This window comes from Cytobacillus oceanisediminis (assembly GCF_004366035.1).
Lineage (GTDB): Bacteria > Bacillota > Bacilli > Bacillales > Cytobacillaceae > Cytobacillus > Cytobacillus oceanisediminis_C.
On record NZ_SOEE01000007.1, the window covers coordinates 24,972 to 43,784 of the forward strand.

The following is an 18,813-nucleotide window of genomic DNA, read 5'->3' on the forward strand; positions in this document are numbered from 1 at the left end:
GACTCAGAGGAATCGAAAGAGGTAAGCGGGAGTCCAACTGCCCATAAAGGCCAGACAGCAGAACAAAGACTAAAAACGCCACGTCCTCCAAAAAGCTATGCATCGCTGCCGCAGCTTTCCTTTTCCTGTGTCAACGTCTTTGTAATCCGCACTTCCTGTGGGCCTCAACTTACAATCAGTGGGGTATAAAGCCCCCCCACTGATTGAAGTTTCACTTTATGCCTGCTGGTTTTTTAATAAAGGTTTATTTAATCCAGAATAAAGGTCTTTTACATGGACCGTTACAATCTTAGCACCAATCTGGACATGGACCATATTATCAAAAACAGCTGTTACCAGGCCGTTTAATGAAACATTCGCACCAATATTGAGATCTTTGCCGGGAGTTTTAACATTTTTCTTGTCTGCCATCGTAACACCATCCCATTCCGTTTTATTGAACTTATACATAGAATATTGCCTTTTTATAGTAAAATAAACGCTTTAATAAAAAAAGTCCAGTAATATAGCTTGTTTTTTTATCGACAAATTTTATTGGTGCCAGGGACCTGTCGAATTTTCTCTATATCAATATTTTAGTATTCATTGCCGAGATTAAGCACAATCGAAAAAACAATCCTTGGAGGGAAGTACACAATTTGTTCTATCCGATTTTGGATCTAACTGACAGGAGTGAAATTCAGACAAAGAGGGTATTGAAGTCCGTAAAAATACAGATTCAGAAAAGGATGAAATACGGAATATGAATTTGCCTCTTGCAATTGGGCTCATTTTTATTGCCCTTTATATAACTGCCATAATCGGGATTAAGATCTTAAGAATTCCCGATATCGTAATTTATATTATTTTAGGAGCTGGCATCGGTTTTTTTGGATTCTACAAAGAGGCGAAATTAATTGAAGCTGCAGGTGAAATTGGCTTGATTCTGCTTTTCTTTCTGCTTGGCACCAAATTCTCTGTGCGTGAATTAAGGAATAACGGAAGGAAGGTCTGGAAATCCGGGCTATTGGATGTTTTTTTGGGAGTGGGAGTGACTGCGGGAATTGCCTATGCTGCAGGTCAAAATATGTTTGTCTCTTTATTGATTGCCGGAATCGTATATGCAACTAGTTCTTCAATTACTGTTAAGCTGCTGGAATCAAAGAATCGCCTTGAAGATAAAGATTCTAAATATATGCTCTCTCTTCTGATTTTTGAAGACCTCGCTGCCCCGATTCTTGTGACCGTGCTGATTGGGCTAAGCGGTGGAAATAGTTTTTCCGCTTCAGATTTTCTGTTTATTTTTCTGAAGGTATCTCTTCTTGCCGGCACTGCAGTTTGGATGAGCAGAATAGTTCTTCATAAGGCCCAGCATTGGATGAAGAAAGTTGCTCATGAAGATTCCTTTTTGATTCTTGTTCTCGGAGTTGCGATTACCTATGGCGGATTTGCAGTATTTCTGGGGCTGTCAGAGGTTATTGGCGCATTTCTTGCCGGCATCATTCTTGCCGGAACGGAGGTAAAAGAAAAAACAGAGGAAGTTGTACTTCCCGTCAGGAATTTGTTTCTTCCATTTTTCTTCTTGAATTTCGGACTTTCGCTTGAATTTAATGAAGAAATTCCTTCTCTGGGTCTTCTGGTTATTATTGTTATCTGGTCCATCATTCACAAGCTTGCTGCAGGATATTTTGGAGGCCAATGGTATGGCCTATCGAAACAGGAAGCTCTTAAGGTGGGTTTATCATTATCATCAAGGGGAGAATTCTCTGTAATTATTGCTGGATTGGCCACAGGGGGCCTTAAAGTATTTGCAGGGGCTTATATCCTGATTACAGCTTTGGTCGGCATGCTGCTGTTTCAGTTATCATTCTGGATTCATTCACGGGTGCAGAGGAATTCCAGTCAGTAGCAATAAAAATTACCGGAAAACCTCTTGTTTTGAAGAGTTTTTCCGGTTGCTGTTTATTAATTTCTTCATCCTACTTCCTGCTCCGTGAAACATAAGGATTTTCAGCAATCCAAAATCTCCAGGGATAATTCCGTGCTTCACCGGAATTATCAATTCCGATTCGTTTTCCGTGTGTGACTTTCCCGGGAGGAATTCCATTAGCAATCATAAGAGGGGGGCTTGTAAAATGCCGGCCATAATCATCTATTGTAATATCGAGAGCTTTGGTTAATTTACCAGGTCCATTAGTGAGGTTCTTAAGATCATCCATTTTTCGTCTTTTCTTCATTAAATAAAGCCCGTCTACAGGTTCAATTCCCCTGATCAATACAGCTTCCGGTTTTTCCTTTGGGCCGCTCACAACATTAACTAAACAATGGGTATGCATCACATACGTGTAGACAAATCCGGGTTCATTGAACATGATTTCGGTCCGCTTTGTTCTCCTGTTTCCAAAGCTGTGAGCTGCCCTGTCTTCCGGGCCCATATATGCCTCTGTCTCAACGATATAGCCTGAGGCAATGCCCTCTTCAGTTTCTTTGATCAATAAGCAGCCCAGCAGTGCCTCCGCCAATAGCAGTGTCGGCTGCTGAAAGAAGTCATCTGGCAGAGGGGCATATGGTTTTATATCTTTCAAGTTCAATCTCTCCAAACATTATTTTATTAGTGTTGCAGCATCGAGTCTTATGTTTTTACCCTTTGCTATTTTTTCATAACCATACCTGCAGTATAATAGCAAAAGGAAATACTATACAGGATGTGGGCATTATGAATAAAAATATCGGTTTTATCGGATGTGGAAAAATGGCTCAGGCTATAATTGGAGGAATACTCAAATCCAATTTGGTAAATCCAAGCCAGATTATTGCTTCAGCGAGAACGGAGAAGACGCTTGAGGATGTAAAAAGCAGGTGGAATATACAAACACGCCTTTCCAATATTGGAGCAGCGGCAGAAGCGGATATACTGTTTTTGGCTATTAAGCCTGATGTACATGGGGAAGTTATTGATGAGATTAAAGATAGCATTCGTTCCCATGCCATCATCATAACCATTGCAGCCGGAATCAGCCTTTCCTTTCTGGAACAGTCATTTGGCCGGAAAATTAGAGCAGTTCGCACCATGCCTAATACGCCATCATTAGTAGGCGAAGGAATGAGTGTCCTTTCCGCAAATGAATCAGTATCTCCAGATGATTTGGAAGAAGTGGTAAAAATATTTTCATGTATTGGAAAAGCAGCTGTTATGGAAGAAAAGATGATGGACGCCATTCCCGCTATCAGCGGTTCTTCTCCGGCTTATGCCTATATGTTCATTGAAGCTTTGGCAGATGGCGGTGTAAAATCTGGTTTGCCCCGTGACCAGTCTTATCAGCTCGCAGCCCAGGCTGTTTTGGGGGCAGCCAAGATGGTGCTGGAAACGGGTCTGCATCCTGCGGAATTAAAGGATGAGGTCTGTACTCCAGGAGGGGCGACGATTGAAGCCGTTGCCGAACTGGAGAGAAAAGGATTCCGTGCAGCGGTGATGAGTGCAATGGAACAATGTTTTGAAAAAACAAAGGCCCTTTCCGGAAAAAATAGATAAATAGGATTTATTAACCTAAACCCGGCAGTTATACACCTGGCGGGTTTTCTAATACTTCTTGAAATTTAGGCACACAGCAAAAGAGAAAACAATGAACATTTCACGGCAAAATAGAATATATAATAAGAAAATTTAAATTTTAATTCCGACTTGACTCATAGGAATACATGTATTATAGTAAGTCATTATGAAAACATCTATTGGGGAGGATTCAGTCCATGAGTACAGGACTTTTAGTTTTAAATATTGCCATATTGCTTCTGCTTATAGGCGTATTGTTCTTTATGCAAAAAAAGCATTTTTCATTTTCAAAGCGTGTGTTTACAGCGCTTGGATTAGGGATTTTGTTTGGTTTCGCACTTCAGCTGATTTACGGACCGGGTGCTGAGATCATTGCCAAATCTGCAGACTGGTTTAATTTGGTAGGCGGGGGTTATGTCAAATTCCTGCAAATGATTGTAATGCCATTAGTCTTCATTTCTATTTTAGGTGCGTTTACTAAGCTTAAATTAACAAATAATATTGGAAAAATCAGTGTGCTTATCCTTGGGCTGCTGGTAGGTACAACTGCAGTTGCTGCCGCTGTCGGAATTGCCACAGCTGTCGGCTTCGACTTGGAGGCAGTCCAAATCAGCGGAGGCGATGCAGAGACAGCCCGCGGGGAACAGCTGGAAGAAACTTATCAGGGCATTGAAGGAAGAACGTTCCCTCAGCAAATGCTGGATTTGCTTCCGGCAAACCCATTCCTTGACTTTACAGGGGCAAGACCAACATCAACCATTTCAGTTGTTATCTTTGCTGCCTTTTTAGGAATTGCTTATCTGGGTGTGAGAAGGAAATCACCAGAGCAGGCTGAACTTTTCGCTAAAATTGTGGATGCATTCTATGCCATCATCATGCGTGTTGTTACATTAATCTTACGCTTGACTCCTTACGGTGTTTTGGCCATTATGACAAAAACCGTTGCCATGAGTGATTTCGACTCCATTTTAAATTTAGGTAAATTTGTTATTGCTTCATATGTAGCACTTGCCATTATGTTCCTGATCCACCTGCTGCTTTTAACATTGAGCGGTTTAAATCCAATCACCTATATGAAAAAAGCATTTCCTGTATTAACATTTGCCTTTACATCTAGAACAAGTGCCGGTGCATTGCCATTGAACATTAAAACACAAAAGTCACTGGGTGTACCTGAAGGAATTGCCAACTTTGCAGGATCATTTGGTCTTTCCATCGGCCAAAATGGATGTGCTGGAATCTATCCGGCAATGCTGGCGGTAATGATTGCTCCGACTGTGGGCATTAACCCGCTGTCACCAGGTTTTATTTTTACCGTCATTCTCATTGTAGCGATCAGCTCCTTTGGTGTGGCAGGGGTCGGCGGCGGTGCGACGTTCGCAGCGATCCTTGTATTATCTGCCCTTGACCTGCCAGTTGCACTGGCCGGCTTGCTGATCTCTATTGAACCGCTGATTGACATGGGACGCACAGCTGTTAACGTCAGCGGATCCATGACCTCCGGCATCTTAACGAGCCGTATCACCGGTGAAATTGATGGAAATCTTTATAGCGACTTGAATGAAAAAATAGAAGCAGAAGCATAAGAAAAGCGACAGGTGCCGCCACCTGTCGCTTTTTTCATTTAACGATATTCTGCTCTTTTCTTATAATTGTTAACGATGTCATGGCGCCAACAAATATAATTGTGATAAACGAGTACAGGAATTTTTCAATACCGACAATTTTTAAACCGCTCAAAATGACCACTCCATCAATTACAAATATCAAAGCGCCGATATTGATAGGGAGGAGCTTTGTCATCAGCTGTGCAAGCAGGTCTGTCCCCCCTGTGCTGGTTTCATAACGGAGCATAAGGCCTATCCCAAAACCGACCAGGCAGCCCCCTAAAATCGAGCTTGGCAATATGGAAAGCTCAAAATGACCTCGCATAGCAGAAAGCAAATCAATAATGAAGGATGATATCAGGAGGCCGTGCAGGCTATAGAAAAAATATTTTTTCTCATAAAACCAGGCAAGTACATATAATGGAATGCTTAAGATAATCATACTCAATCCAGTGGGAAGCTCGTAATAATAATGGAGGATCAGCCCAATGCCAATAATGCCCCCATCAAGCAAATGGTGGGGGACAAGGAAGCAGTTAATGCCTATGCCTAATAATAAACTTCCTATTAAAGTTGCAAACAGCTTTTCATACATAAGCTATCACCCTAACTTGTCCATTCTATACTTATAGAATATGAATGGTCAGGTATTAAATAGAAGCGTTAAAAAACAAAAACAAAAAAGCTTGTCCGGTTTGGACAAGCTTTTGTTATAAGGCGAGCCTCAGCTTTTCTTTTTAGTGAGGCAGGAAAGCTAGCTGATAAAAGAATAACACTGCAAATAAATAAACCAGCGGATGAACTTCTCTCCATTTGCCTTTTACCACTTTCATAAGCGGATAAGCGATAAATCCAAGCGCAATTCCTGTAGCAATGCTGGATGTCAGCGGCATGCTTAAGATAATCAGGAATGCAGGGAATGCTTCATCAAGTTCATTCCACTTAATATGTGAAATGCTGCCCATCATCAGGCTTCCAACGATGATCAGGGCTGGTGCAGTAATGGCAGCAAGACCTGAAACCGCACTGACAAGCGGTCCGAAGAAAGCTGAAAGCAGGAATAAACCTGCAACGGTCAAGGTTGTTAATCCTGTTCTTCCGCCGGCTGACACACCTGTGGAAGATTCAATATAAGCTGAAGTCGGGCTTGTACCAAACATGGCACCGATTGAAGTAGCGATGGAATCTGACAAAAGCGCCTCGCGAGCTCTAGGCATCGTTTTGCCTTTCATTAATCCAGCCTGCTGGGCAACCCCGATCATCGTTCCAGTCGTATCAAAAATCGTTACAAGCAGGAAGGAGAAAACTACTGCGTATAAACTATGCTGGATAACATCTCCAATTGCTTCGAATGGATTTAAAATGATGATTCCATCCGGAAGCGAAGGCAGTGAAACAAATCCTTGGTCAAAAGAGAGCTGACCGGTAAAGAAGGCAATCAGGGCTGTGAGAATCATTCCGAAAAATAAAGCCCCATTAATCCCGAGTGTCATGAGAATTAAAGTCACAGCAAGGCCGACCAGAGCAAGAATGGATTGTGGAGAATGCAAATCCCCGAGTGCAACAAGATTTGTCGGGTGGCTTGTAATCAGCCCGGTTAACCGCAAGCCGATAAATGCAATAAATAAGCCGATTCCGGCAGTAATGCCGTGCTTTAAATTATCTGGTATCGCAATGATCAGTTTTTCCCGGAAAGGGGTAAGCGACAATATAATGAAGATAATACCTGCAATAAATACTGCTGAGAATGCAGTCATGTAATCAATATTTCCATGTGTGCCGACAACGGAGTAGGCAAAATAGGCGTTCAGGCCCATTCCTGGCGCGATGGCAATCGGATAATTGGCGAAAAGCGCCATCCAAAGAGTACCTGCAACGGTTGCGATAATGGTTGCGGAAAAGACTTGCTCAAAAGGTACACCTGCATCAGATAATATGACAGGGTTAACGACCACAATATAAACCATAGTTAAGAAAGTGGTGATGCCTGCCAGAACCTCGGTCTTTACGTTTGTTTGATTTTCTTTTAATTTGAACATATAAAGTCCCCCATAAACTAAAACTTCTTTTAGGTGTTATGTGTAATTAAATACGAACGTTTAAAAAGCACAAATAATATAATATTCGTTTTTGATATAGATTTCAAGACCTTAATGGTATTATTCTATATATTGGCGGTTTCATCCTTATATATAGAAAAAAGCATTGATTACGAAACTAGCTTTCCGTGAAACGGCCATTAAATCAAAATGTGTTGATAATCAATGGAGTATGCCTATAAACTAATGTCAAATGAAAACGAAATGGGGTTGGCTTATGTTTGAGAATCTAAAAACAATGAACTTGAGTCAGCAGGCCGAATATTTAACGAAGGCCCTTGTGCAGTTGAAGAGTTATAACCATTCAGATGGAGAAAGGCAAAAGGCTGACTTTTTAGAGGAGATTATCCGTTCTTACCCATCTTTTAAAGACAATGAAAATTTAGTTTGGTCCCAGGAAATACCTGGTGATAAATTGGGACGCAAGAATGTTTTTGCCTTCCTCAAGGGACGTACCAGGGCCCAAAAGACCATAATTTATCTGGCTCATTTGGACACGGTCGGCATAGAAGATTTTGGACCAATTCAGAGCCTGGCACATGACCCGGACGAACTGCAGGATTTTTTTGTACAGTATGACTCAGATTCAGAAGTACAGGAAGATGCCCGATCTAATGAGTGGCTTTTTGGCAGAGGGGCATTGGATATGCAGAGCGGAATTGCTGTTCACCTTGCCAATCTGCTGTATTTCTGTGAAAATCGCGATGAACTGGAAGGAAATTTGCTTGTCATGTTCAATGCTGATGAGGAGGGTGAGCATAAAGGAAGCAGAGCTGCACTTTCCGAATTGCAATTACTGAAAGAAAAAATGAACCTGGAATATATGGCTGCTATAAATAATGATTTTATCTCGCCATTGTATGATAGGGACACCACGAAGTATGTATACACCGGTACAGCAGGAAAGATCCTGCCGTGTTTCTCTATTTTTGGAAGGGAAGCCCATGCGGGTGAAAGTCTGGCGGGAATTGATCCTACATTAATTGCTGCGGAGCTGACTGCACGGATAAGCCAGAATTTTCAGCTGACTGAGAAGCTTGAGGGAGAGCTGGTGCTTCCTCCAAGCTGTTTATATATGAGGGATGATAAACAACGCTATGACGTTCAGACGGCAGTTGGCTCCAGGGTTTACTTCAATTACTTTTTCTATGAAAAGCCACTGAAGCAGCTTTCGAAAGAACTGAGGATGATTGCTGAAGATGCGTCCATTGCTGTGGAACACAGGCTGGAAGGTGCTTACAAAGATTTTCGGACTGTCAATAAGCTGCCGGAAAGACAGCTGGACTGGGGAACAGAAGTGATGGCTTTAGAGGACTTTCTGGCATATCTTGAAGAAAAGGGAATAGATACAGTGAGTGTTATGGAAGAAGCAAAGAAGCAAAGCTCACTAAAAGAAACTGATGCCAGAATGATTGCTTTTGATATTGTAGAAGCTCTCCATCAATCAGACCCTGAGAAAAAACCTAGAGTAATCTTATTTTATGGAACACCTTTTCTTCCCGCCAACACGGTTGATATAAGTACAGAAAGAGGAATATTTTTAAAAAGTCGTCTGGAGGAAGTGCTTGCTGAAGAGGCTAAGAAAACAGGTGAGATATTCAAGGTCCGTAAATATTTCCCATACTTATCTGATGGAAGCTTTTTATCCTTCGATGGCTCGGATGAGGATATACAATCCCTTAAAAAGAACTTTCCTGCTATAAAAAGCCTTTTTCCAATTCCATTAAAGGCAATGCGGGATTTAAATATTCCTGTCATTAACCTTGGAGTTTATGGGAAGGCTGGCCATAAGTGGACCGAGCGGGTCTATAAACCATATACTTTTGAAGTTTTGCCTGAGATTATCCGAAAGCTTACAAGAAGAATACTTCAAAAGCCGGGAAGCTAAGTTTCCCGGCTTGCTTCAAAAAGTAACTTTAATATAGCCAATAGCGTCTAATGTAAGGAAAGAAATCAGGAGGCGGTGGCAGAATGATCAAGGCTGTAATTTTTGATTTTGATGGAACCATTGTAGACACAGAATCTTTATGGTATGAGGTCTTTAAACAAGTCCTGTTTGAAGATTATGAATTTGAGCTTCACCTTGAGGATTTTGCCAAGGGCATTGGCACCACAGATGATATTTTATTTGATTATATTGATAGTAAATTAGGTATTCAAATGAATCGTGAATCTATACAGGAGAAAACAGAAAAAGCATTCCAGAGCCAAAGGGATATTTTAATTCTGAGGGAAGGGATTCAGGACCTAATAGAAAAGTGCACTGAAAAAGGCCTTAAGCTTGGAGTCGCATCCAGCTCCGGCAGGGTTTGGGTTAAGCATTATTTAGACCATTTTGGAATTGAGGGTCATTTTCAAACCATCAAAACAAAAGAAGATGTTGAAAAAGTAAAGCCTGACCCGGCTCTTTACATAAAAGCACTTGAAGAAATAGGCGTCGAGCCGGAGGAAAGTCTGGCCATTGAAGATTCCGTAAATGGATCACTTGCCGCTGTTCAGGCAGGAATGCACTGTGCGGCTGTTCCAAATGATGTTACACATTTTCTTTCCTTCCATGAAAAGGTTTTGCGGTATAAGGCTTTTTCTGAAATACCTATTGATGAACTGGTAATGGGGAAAGGCAAGGGTTAAAAAAAGGAGCGGGCTCAGCCTGCTCCTTTTTTTTATTAGAAAATGGCATTCAAGATTAAATAAACAATGCCAGCTAAAGTTGCAGAAATCGGCAGGGTGATTACCCATGTAATAAGCATTCTCTGCGCTGTTCCCCACTTTACTCCTTTAAGCCTGTGGGCAGACCCTACACCCAGGATAGAAGAGGAGATAACATGAGTAGTACTGACTGGCAAATGGATAAATGTTGCGCCAAAAATGATCATTGCACCTGTTAAGTCTGCTGCCACTCCATTTATCGGCCGGATTTTCATGATTTTTCCACCAACCGTTTTGATTATTTTCCAGCCTCCGATGGAAGTCCCAAGACCCATAGCTAATGCACAGGAAAACTGTACCCAAAATGGAATATCAGTTGAAGTGACATAGTTGTTTGCAATAAGTGCCATTGTAATAATACCCATAGCTTTTTGGGCGTCATTTGTTCCATGTGTATATGATTGCAGAGCGGCTGTGAAAATTTGAAACAGCCTGAAGTTCCGGTTTGTCTTTGTAAGATTGTTGTGTTTAAAGACAATCTTGAAGATGCTGTAAACGATAAAACCGACTGTAAAGGCAATTAACGGCGAAAAGATAAGTGCTTGAAGAATTTTTAAAAATCCCTGGTAATTTAAAGCTGAAAATCCTGCTGCCGCAATCGCAGCACCGGCAATCGACCCTATGATCGCATGGGAGGAGCTGCTTGGGATGCCATAATACCACGTCAGCAGGTTCCAGAATATCGCAGCAGCTAAAGCGGCCAGAATGACAAGTGAACCATTCTGCAAAGTGAATGGGTCCACTATATCCTTTGTTATGGTTTTGGCCACCCCAGTAAATGTCATGGCACCAACAAAGTTCATGACGGCAGCCAATATGATGGCATGCCTTGGTTTAAGAGCCTTAGTGGAGACAGAGGTAGCTATTGCGTTTGCCGTATCATGAAATCCATTGATAAAATCAAATGCCAGAGCTCCAATGACAATTAAGATTGTAATAATAAATACTGCATCCATTGTTATCGCCCCTTAAGCATTTTTCATGATGATGGTTTCGAGCGTATTGGCGACATTCTGGCAGCTGTCAGCAATATCTTCCAGAGTTTCATATATTTCTTTATACTGGATAATCCGGATTGGATCTTTTTCAGTAGCAAAAAGATGCTTGATTGACTGACGGCGGACTCCATCACATTTGGATTCGTAATCTTTAATTTTGATTGCATGCTCTCTGATCTGCAGTAATTTCTTAGTTGAAAGAAGTTCCACGCATTTTTCAATTTCAATTGCACAATTCTTAATTGCATCCACGAACTTCAGCATAAACTCATCAGCCTGTGTCATGGAATACATTTCAAATAAATCAGCACATTCCTCAAAACCATCGAGCACATCATCCATGCTCATAGCGAGGTGGAGGATATCTTCTCTTTCAATCGGCGTAATAAAAGCGTTATTTAATTCCTTAATGACTTCATGAACATAGGAATCGCCTTTTGTTTCATAATCCTTCATTGTTTTTGAAAAGGTTTTTAAATCACTGACATTGTTAATTTTATAATCGGCAAAGTAAATTGCACTATCCTTTAAATTCACGGAAATGTTGCTTAACAATGTGTTAAACTTGTCCTTCTTCTTAAAAACCATTTTTTTACCCCCAATTATTTTAGGAAAAATTCAATCAAACGTCATTATTTTATACGAAATCGACAAAATATGATAGTTTTTTTTATTACAGTAATATTCCCCAGTTTAATGAGAATAAACGATGAGCCTTTTCATACCATAAAGAAGACACCGCCAAATTAGGCGGTGTCTTCTTTATGGGGATACTCTATCCTTTAAGCCTTCTGATAAAATCATGAAGATTTTCCAGTGAATTTAAATTCTCATTGCATTTCTGGCTGTCCAGGCAAATGTAATTCCCTTTTTTTGTATAGGTGCCCAACCGAGTACCCTTGGTTTCAGTTAAGAACATGCCTGTTTCTTCGAATTTGCTGCAGATGGCACAGATCCCTTTTTTGCCCAGCGGTTTAAATGTTCCATATATGCCAGTAAGTTTGCCATCCAGCAGACTGATCATATACTTCCTGTTTGAGCCTTTGTCGTCCCACCCTAAGTAGCTTATTTCCCTGAAATCGATATTATCAAGTGCTGGTATCTTTAATTTTTTTGCTTTAGGGAACAGCTTTTTGATGGATTGCTCCGTCAATGATGCAAACGGTATTACATATTCCTTTATTTGTGCCAAGAAGGCATCAGCCTGATCTCTTTCTTTTATATCACTGACTTGAGAAAGAAGCTGTTTTTGTTCCTCGCTAAGTTCTTCAAAAAGGCCAAATACCTTCTCAGCAGAAAGAGATTTCAGTGCATTCAGCACTCCTGTATCATTGACAGATGCATGGCCATTAATTAGCACTTGCGTCTGATATTTAATAAAATTAAATTGATCATTCCTGATGAAAGGTTCCATTATACCCACTCCTATACCTTCAGCACCTTTATATATCACCTTCACTTTAAAAGAATTACATAAAAATGTAAATGTCTAAAACGATTAGGAAATGAACTTGGCATATGAAAAAGCACTGAACAAGGTTCAGTGCGAATAAGTCATTTTTTATAAACTATTTTTTTGATTGTTTCAACTGAAAGAAAATATTCCTCCGCCAATTGGCAGATTGTTTTGCCGTTTTTGAAGGCGCCTTTAATGGAATGATTCCTTTCATCCAGGGACTTTCTCGCTCCAGAGCGTGAGCCCCATTTTTGGTAGTCCTTTTCAGGCTTGGGGATATAAATTGCTTCACCCTGAACGTATTTTTGAATTTCTGCTATCAAAGTCTCCGGTAAAACGGCATTCGCTTTTACATAACTCATTTCTGCCAGCTCCTTATTGATTTTTGATAATAAAAAATGAATAAGGTGCAAAGCCGATATCAGAAATGGTTTTAGCTGAATGGGCGATAATAATTTAGTCTATTACCGCCTCATGCAAAGTATCGCCACCAATATCAGGCTTTGCATGAGACGCTGCATTATCAGGCATTGCAACTGCAATGGCCACCTTCATCACCTCCTAAAGAGTGTTTTTCTATATTATAAATTAACATGATTGCCAATGCATTTAATACCCTAATTCGACAAAATCAAATTTGTATTTATCATCCCTTGATTCTTGCAGATTTTTCTGATAATATGTTTTTCTGCCCACGCGTACGCTCATATGTATTTCTCCATTGCGGCTGAAAAAACAATGAAAGGAGAAACATATGCCATCTGAATTTGAACACCCCGATTTTCAGCAGGAAACTCAGCGGCTGGAATTTACGAAACGTTATATTGATGTCGTAATAAGAACTTCAGAATCCAGCAAAGATAAGTTTCAGGAAAACATGAAAGAAGCTTTCGAAGACGTTGATTGGCTTGAATCCAGTTTAAGTTACTCTTCTTTATTGACAAATGCCCGTTTCTTTGAAATGTCCAAAGATGAATTAAAACAATTGAAAAAAGCCCGGAAAAAGCCATATTTCGCCAGAATTGATTTCTTAAGAGAAGATTTAAATGAAAAAGAGATTTTATACATAGGCAAAACTTCATTGTATTCAAGGGAGAATCAGGAGCAGATTATCGTTGACTGGCGTTCTCCGATAGCCAATTTATACTATGAAGGCAGGCTGGGTGAGGTTCAATACCATTCCTATGAAGAGAGCTTTACAGGTCATCTGTCATTGAAACGCCAGTATATGATTGAAGATGGTTTTCTGGATGAGATCCGGGATATAGACCTCACGACTACAGATGAATTGCTTCAGGAATCACTGTCTAAAAGCTCAAGCAACCGCCTCACAGAAATTATTTCAACGATACAGGAAGAACAAAATAAAATAATACGTGCTGATTTGAATAAGCCCATCATTGTTCAGGGGGCAGCGGGCAGCGGCAAAACAACAATTGCCCTGCACAGGATTAGTTATTTCATTTATCAGTACAAAGAAAACTTTGCCCCTGAACAGCTTATGATACTGGCACCGAGCAGGCTATTCATTGATTATATTTCAGAAGCTCTCCCAGAGCTTGGGGTAGAAAGAGTCCGCCAGACTACCTTCCAGGAATATGTGCTGGCATGTCTTGGTGAGAATCTTAAAATGGCTGATGACAGTAAATTGGTGAACTTGCTTGAAGACCATGACAGTGAAGAAGTAAACCTGGCAGCCTGGGCATCATCCATTAAAGGATCGCCTGTTTTTCAGATAATCCTTACCAATTACCTAAAAGAAATTTATAATAGCTTCTGCCCCAGTGATGATTTTATGGTAGATAAATTCAGGCTGTTCAGCCATAAGAAATTCTTCCAGCTTTTTTTGGAAGATTACAATTATCTGCCTCTTTATCGAAGGCTCGAAAAATTAAAAGCTGTGCTCCAAAATGATCTTGCGAAGAAAAAGAAAAATATCATAAAGAAGATTGAAACGTATTATGACGAGAGAATCGAAAGGGCCATTAACAGGGGAAAAGACCCTGAAAAAAGAAGAACGTACGTTTCAGATGCGCTTGATAAAAAAGCAGCCAGGCTGGAAGAATTAAAAAAAAGCTTCAGAACTGCTGTGCCAAAATACATGAAGCAATTTCCGAAAAAAAGCCTTATCCGTTATTATAAGGACCTTTTTGAAGACTCCATCCGTCTTTCAAGATTGTCAGGCGGGAAATTGCCTGTAAAAGATGCGGATTTACTATGTGAATACAGCAGGAAATTGTTCAGGAAAAAAGTTTATGAGAGAGAAGACTTAGCTTTAATGCTTTACTTGCAGGAAAGCCTTTTTGGCATCCCTAAAGAGCTGAAGGCAAAAAATATCGTCATTGATGAAGCACAGGATTACAGTTTTATGGAGCTCCTCTCTTTGAAAAAGTCACTTGATACGGATATGTTCACATTAGTGGGGGATCTTGCACAGGGAATTCATTCCTACAGAGGACTAACAAGCTGGCAGGAGGTTCTTGACTTTATTTTTCCGCGAGCAACATATACAGAACTTCAAAAAAGCTATCGTACCACCGTGGAAATCATGAATAAGGCGAATGAATTGCTCAAGCTCCTTCCCTATTCATTCCCTGAAGTAGAGCCGGTTGTCCGCCATGGGAAAAGTCCTGAATTTATCAAGAGAGATAATGGCCACAGGCTTGTACAGCAGCTTGAGGAACAGGTAATTTCATTGAAAAAAGAAGATTATAAAACATTTGCGGTGATTGGGAAAACGATGAAAGACTGTCTGCTCATTTATGACCTTTTCGAAAAGTATGCCAATCTCCCTTTTAAACTGCTGCAGGAGCAGGAAAGCATACCAAAGGATGAAATCGTCATCGTCCCCTCCTACTTGGCAAAGGGCTTAGAATTTGATGCGGTCATGATTCTGTCACTTGAAGAAGAATTTTCCAGAAACTCGGAATTGGATATTAAGCTTCTTTATGTCGCCATGACACGGCCTCTGCACCGATTATATTTCTATGGAATGGAAAAAAACAATTTTATTATTAGTTAAAACTATTAGCAGCTGATTTTTCAGGCTGCTTTTTTTTAAAAAAATTCAACTGTTTCGGAGAACTTCAAAAAATATTTTTTGTCCATTGTTTAGGACATTTTTACACCGGGAAAATCAATCTTACATAAGAAAGGATGGCGAAAAATCCGTGAAATCATAATCCCGGCATATGCCGTTTATATAGATGGGCGATTGCATCCATAGGGCAATCGCTTTTGTTTTGGGAGTGTAAATAGTAGGTATCCTTTTCATGCAAATGATAAAATGAATTAAAAAACATGAAGGAGATGATTTCGTCATATGAAGGATATCAGCAGCACTTTAACAACCTTACATAATGGAGTTGAAATGCCTCAATTCGGGCTGGGAGTATATAAAGTAGAAGAGGGCCAGCAGGTTGAAGACACCGTGAAAAATGCAATAAACATAGGCTACAGGCAAATTGATACTGCTGCCTTTTATGAAAATGAAGAGGGTGTTGGAAGGGCAATAAAAGAAAGCGGTGTTCCCAGGGAAGAGCTTTTCATAACGACAAAGGTGTGGAATACGGACCAGGGATATGAGCAAACATTAGATGCCTTTGATAAGAGTTTAAAGAAGCTGGGTTTAGAATACATCGATTTATATCTAATTCATTGGCCAGTTAAGGAGAAATACCTGGAAACCTGGCGAGCGCTTGAAAAGCTTTATAGGGATGGAAAGGTAAGAGCCATCGGCGTGAGCAATTTTCAAATTCATCATTTAAAGGACATTATGGAAAACGCAGCTGAAAAGCCTGCAGTAAATCAGGTTGAGCTTCATCCTCTTCTATCTCAGGAAGAATTGAGGGCATTTTGTGATGAGCACAATATAAAAGTGGAGGCCTGGTCTCCGATTGCAAGGGGCAGAGTGCTGGAGAACCCTGCCATAAAAGAAATTGCCGAAGGTCACGGCAAATCATCAGCACAAGTTATATTAAGATGGCATCTCCAAAACAGTATTATTGTAATCCCCAAATCAGTTAAAGAAGAAAGATTAAGGGAAAATGCAAATATTTTTGATTTTGAATTAACTGAAGAAGAAATGAGTCAAATGAATACATTAAATAAAGATCAGCGATTTGGGCCTGACCCTGACAGATTTGATTTTTAATAAAGCTATTCAAAAAGCATCCTTAGGGATGTTTTTTTGTTTTATTGGGGATTATAAAATTTTTCCAGAAGAATAGTTTTTTAATTTTTGGTTTTAGATAGAGAATCCTGGGTAATTTAATTATACAAGCAGATAAGATCACCAAAAGCTGCGCAGCTGCTGAATGAAATTCTTAATCTGAACAGAAACTAATTCAAATCAAAACGAGGAGTGATTTTCAATGTTAAGCTTTTTATGGGCATTAATTATAGGTGGTATCATTGGTTGGTTAGCAGGCATGGTTGTGGGAAGAGATATTCCAGGAGGAATTATTGGTAACATCATCGCTGGTTTCATTGGTGCATGGTTAGGTTCATTAATTCTTGGTGATTGGGGTCCTGTAGTAGCTGACTTTGCTATTATTCCTGCTTTAATTGGTGCTATCGTGCTTGTATTCATCGTAGGCTTCATCATGAAGGCTATGCGTAAATCTCATGACTAATAGAATCATTTCAAAGAAGTCCCATATGGGGCTTCTTTTTTTGCGCTGAAAGCCTCTGCTCTTTATTTTAGCGATATAAAAGCTGCCACTCTAAAGGGCAGCTCTGAATCGTTATTAAAAGCAATACGGATTAATTCCTTTAAATATCTCAGGATCATCTAAGAAAGGCGCATGACAGACTATGGTTTCCTCCAAGAACGGGTGTGGAATCTCAAGTTTTACGGCGTGCAGAGCCTGCCGTGGAAAATCAGGTTTCCCGCCATATAAAATATCCCCTGCAAGCGGATGTCCGATATGGCTGAGGTGAACACGGATCTGATGTGTTCTGCCTGTATCCAGACGGCATTTAATTAGTGAAAGCTTCTGCTTAGGAAAGTATTCAATTAGTTCATAGTTCGTGACAGCATGCTGGCCGCCGGGAGATACTCTTCTTCTGGATGGATGATGCCTGTCCCGCCCAATTGGCTCGCTGATGGTTCCTTTGATCTTTGCAATCCTTCCATGAACCAATGCTAAATATGTACGTTTAATTGTTCTTCTTTCCAGTTTTTTATCCAGGATCGCTCCTGCCAATGCATGCTTGGCAAACAAAATGGCACCGGTCGTATCTCGGTCCAGGCGATGTATATGTTTTATGCTTCTGTATTCGCCCTGCATCTGCATAATAAAGGCTGCAGCGTTTGCTAAGGTATTATTATGTTCTGGAGAATTAGGGTGTGTGTCCATGCCTGCAGGCTTATTCAAAACAAGTAAATGATCATCTTCAAAGAGTACTTCGATGTCATAATAAGTGGGTATAAGGCCCAAATCTTCCTCCCGGAAGAAATGGAATTTTAATTTATCCCCTGCCTGCATCGGGTTTGTCCAATTGGCTGGTTCATCATTGGTTAAAACCTGCCTGTTCATCCTCATATTGTGTGTCTGTTTTTTTGGTGCTCCCCATAATGTCCGGACTATGTAATCGATGGAATATCCTTCCCAGTGAACAGGTACCTCTATTTCACACCATTCGCCAAACCTTTGTATTTTTACCATAAATTGCTCCTTATCCTGATTGAATAATCGTGACTTTTCTACATATAAATTAATTACAATAATATATTAGCCTTTATAATCAGCGGATAAAAGGAATAGATGTCTACATATTATTATTGTAATATTTAAAATCAACTTTTGTTTTACTGAAAATGGAGTTAATATAGAACTTTAGAACTAATTATAAAGCATTATGCCTGTGGCATCTATTTCCTCGGGAGGAATAATTGTCAACAAATCCCTTCTCCATGGGTATAATTACCACCCTAAAGGGCTTTCTGAATATGATATTCTTATGTATATATTACGAACTGATTACAAGGATTACAAAGGTGGGTTATCAGTGAAAGTTGTATTTGCATCAACTCCTGATCAGGAACAAAAAATTCAAGAGTTAATTAGAAAATTCTATTCAAATGTGTTTCCTCTTTATTTCACAGATGATGACATAAGAGAATTTGAACAGCAGAAGATTTTACATACTTCTACACGGCACTTTGAATACTTCGGAACATTAAAGGAGGCTTATCAGGTTATAGCAGGACTGCAGACGCTAATGGCTATTCTGGAATCCCGTCAGATGAATGACAAATATGAGATGATTTTCGCCAAAAATGTTCAAATACTTCAAGAATTCGGTTTGTCATTCCCATTTGCCTACAGTCATTTTTGCGGAGAAAGGATGCCTCGGAATAATTTGTTCAGTGTCTACGCTAAAGCCGCAAATGAAATGCTCGTATAAT

At 40.1% G+C, this 18,813-nt stretch carries 18 protein-coding genes; 9 read left to right on the top strand and 9 right to left on the bottom strand.

Annotated elements, in window-relative coordinates:
- Positions 1-216: 216 nt before the first annotated feature.
- Entirely contained in the window at positions 217-450 is a 234-nt protein-coding gene (locus DFO72_RS17690; RefSeq protein ID WP_113883535.1) for a hypothetical protein, read from the bottom strand.
- 292 nt (positions 451-742) lie between these two features.
- Between DFO72_RS17690 and DFO72_RS17695 the strand changes: the two genes are divergently transcribed.
- Complete coding sequence (locus DFO72_RS17695; protein WP_113883534.1) at positions 743-1,888, top strand: cation:proton antiporter; 1,146 nt, start codon at positions 743-745, stop codon at positions 1,886-1,888.
- 70 nt (positions 1,889-1,958) lie between these two features.
- Here the strand turns inward: DFO72_RS17695 and DFO72_RS17700 are convergent, their stop codons facing one another.
- Positions 1,959-2,564 (bottom strand): DNA-3-methyladenine glycosylase, encoded by a 606-nt coding sequence (locus DFO72_RS17700; RefSeq protein WP_113883533.1) that lies wholly within the window; start codon positions 2,562-2,564, stop codon positions 1,959-1,961.
- A gap of 131 nt (positions 2,565-2,695) precedes the next feature.
- On the opposite strand from DFO72_RS17700, the gene proC reads away from it, so the two are divergent.
- Entirely contained in the window at positions 2,696-3,511 is an 816-nt protein-coding gene (gene proC / locus DFO72_RS17705; RefSeq protein WP_113883532.1) for a pyrroline-5-carboxylate reductase, read from the top strand.
- A 218-nt stretch (positions 3,512-3,729) separates the two neighbouring features.
- Positions 3,730-5,118, top strand: coding sequence for an L-cystine transporter (locus DFO72_RS17710; RefSeq protein ID WP_113883531.1), 1,389 nt, complete (start codon positions 3,730-3,732; stop codon positions 5,116-5,118).
- A 34-nt stretch (positions 5,119-5,152) separates the two neighbouring features.
- Here DFO72_RS17710 and DFO72_RS17715 read toward each other — a convergent pair whose 3' ends face one another.
- Positions 5,153-5,734 (bottom strand): YitT family protein, encoded by a 582-nt coding sequence (locus tag DFO72_RS17715; protein WP_113883530.1) that lies wholly within the window; start codon positions 5,732-5,734, stop codon positions 5,153-5,155.
- A 142-nt stretch (positions 5,735-5,876) separates the two neighbouring features.
- Entirely contained in the window at positions 5,877-7,178 is a 1,302-nt protein-coding gene (locus tag DFO72_RS17720) for an NCS2 family permease (protein ID WP_113883529.1), read from the bottom strand.
- Between the two features lie 277 nt (positions 7,179-7,455).
- On the opposite strand from DFO72_RS17720, the gene DFO72_RS17725 reads away from it, so the two are divergent.
- Both DFO72_RS17725 and DFO72_RS17730 read left to right on the top strand, forming a co-directional pair.
- On the top strand, positions 7,456-9,126 hold the full coding sequence (locus tag DFO72_RS17725) for a M20/M25/M40 family metallo-hydrolase (protein ID WP_113883528.1): 1,671 nt from the start codon (positions 7,456-7,458) through the stop codon (positions 9,124-9,126).
- Positions 9,127-9,209: 83 nt separating this feature from the next.
- Positions 9,210-9,869, top strand: coding sequence for an HAD family hydrolase (locus DFO72_RS17730; protein WP_113883527.1), 660 nt, complete (start codon positions 9,210-9,212; stop codon positions 9,867-9,869).
- Positions 9,870-9,904: 35 nt separating this feature from the next.
- Here the strand turns inward: DFO72_RS17730 and DFO72_RS17735 are convergent, their stop codons facing one another.
- The 4 genes from DFO72_RS17735 to DFO72_RS17750 form a co-directional block, all read right to left on the bottom strand.
- On the bottom strand, positions 9,905-10,903 hold the full coding sequence (locus DFO72_RS17735; RefSeq protein WP_113883526.1) for an inorganic phosphate transporter: 999 nt from the start codon (positions 10,901-10,903) through the stop codon (positions 9,905-9,907).
- A gap of 12 nt (positions 10,904-10,915) precedes the next feature.
- Positions 10,916-11,533, bottom strand: coding sequence for a DUF47 domain-containing protein (locus DFO72_RS17740; RefSeq protein WP_009331529.1), 618 nt, complete (start codon positions 11,531-11,533; stop codon positions 10,916-10,918).
- Positions 11,534-11,720: 187 nt separating this feature from the next.
- Positions 11,721-12,359, bottom strand: coding sequence for a FusB/FusC family EF-G-binding protein (locus DFO72_RS17745; protein WP_113883525.1), 639 nt, complete (start codon positions 12,357-12,359; stop codon positions 11,721-11,723).
- A gap of 140 nt (positions 12,360-12,499) precedes the next feature.
- Positions 12,500-12,763: a CD3324 family protein gene (locus tag DFO72_RS17750; RefSeq protein ID WP_113883524.1), complete on the bottom strand. Its 264-nt coding sequence runs from the start codon at positions 12,761-12,763 to the stop codon at positions 12,500-12,502.
- Between the two features lie 392 nt (positions 12,764-13,155).
- Here DFO72_RS17750 and helD point away from each other — a divergent pair, with 392 nt between their 5' ends.
- The 3 genes from helD to DFO72_RS17765 all read left to right on the top strand — a co-directional run bounded on the left by helD (position 13,156) and on the right by DFO72_RS17765 (position 17,035).
- A complete protein-coding gene (gene helD, locus DFO72_RS17755) occupies positions 13,156-15,423 on the top strand; it encodes an RNA polymerase recycling motor HelD (RefSeq protein ID WP_113883523.1) in 2,268 nt (755 codons plus the stop codon).
- Between the two features lie 300 nt (positions 15,424-15,723).
- Positions 15,724-16,554 (top strand): aldo/keto reductase, encoded by an 831-nt coding sequence (locus DFO72_RS17760; RefSeq protein WP_113883522.1) that lies wholly within the window; start codon positions 15,724-15,726, stop codon positions 16,552-16,554.
- Between the two features lie 220 nt (positions 16,555-16,774).
- A complete protein-coding gene (locus DFO72_RS17765; RefSeq protein WP_113883521.1) occupies positions 16,775-17,035 on the top strand; it encodes a GlsB/YeaQ/YmgE family stress response membrane protein in 261 nt (86 codons plus the stop codon).
- A gap of 114 nt (positions 17,036-17,149) precedes the next feature.
- On the opposite strand, the gene DFO72_RS17770 is transcribed toward DFO72_RS17765, so the two are convergent.
- Positions 17,150-18,070 (bottom strand): RluA family pseudouridine synthase, encoded by a 921-nt coding sequence (locus DFO72_RS17770; protein WP_113883520.1) that lies wholly within the window; start codon positions 18,068-18,070, stop codon positions 17,150-17,152.
- Positions 18,071-18,413: 343 nt separating this feature from the next.
- On the opposite strand from DFO72_RS17770, the gene DFO72_RS17775 reads away from it, so the two are divergent.
- On the top strand, positions 18,414-18,812 hold the full coding sequence (locus DFO72_RS17775; protein ID WP_009331516.1) for a YhcU family protein: 399 nt from the start codon (positions 18,414-18,416) through the stop codon (positions 18,810-18,812).
- Position 18,813 lies beyond the last annotated feature (1 nt).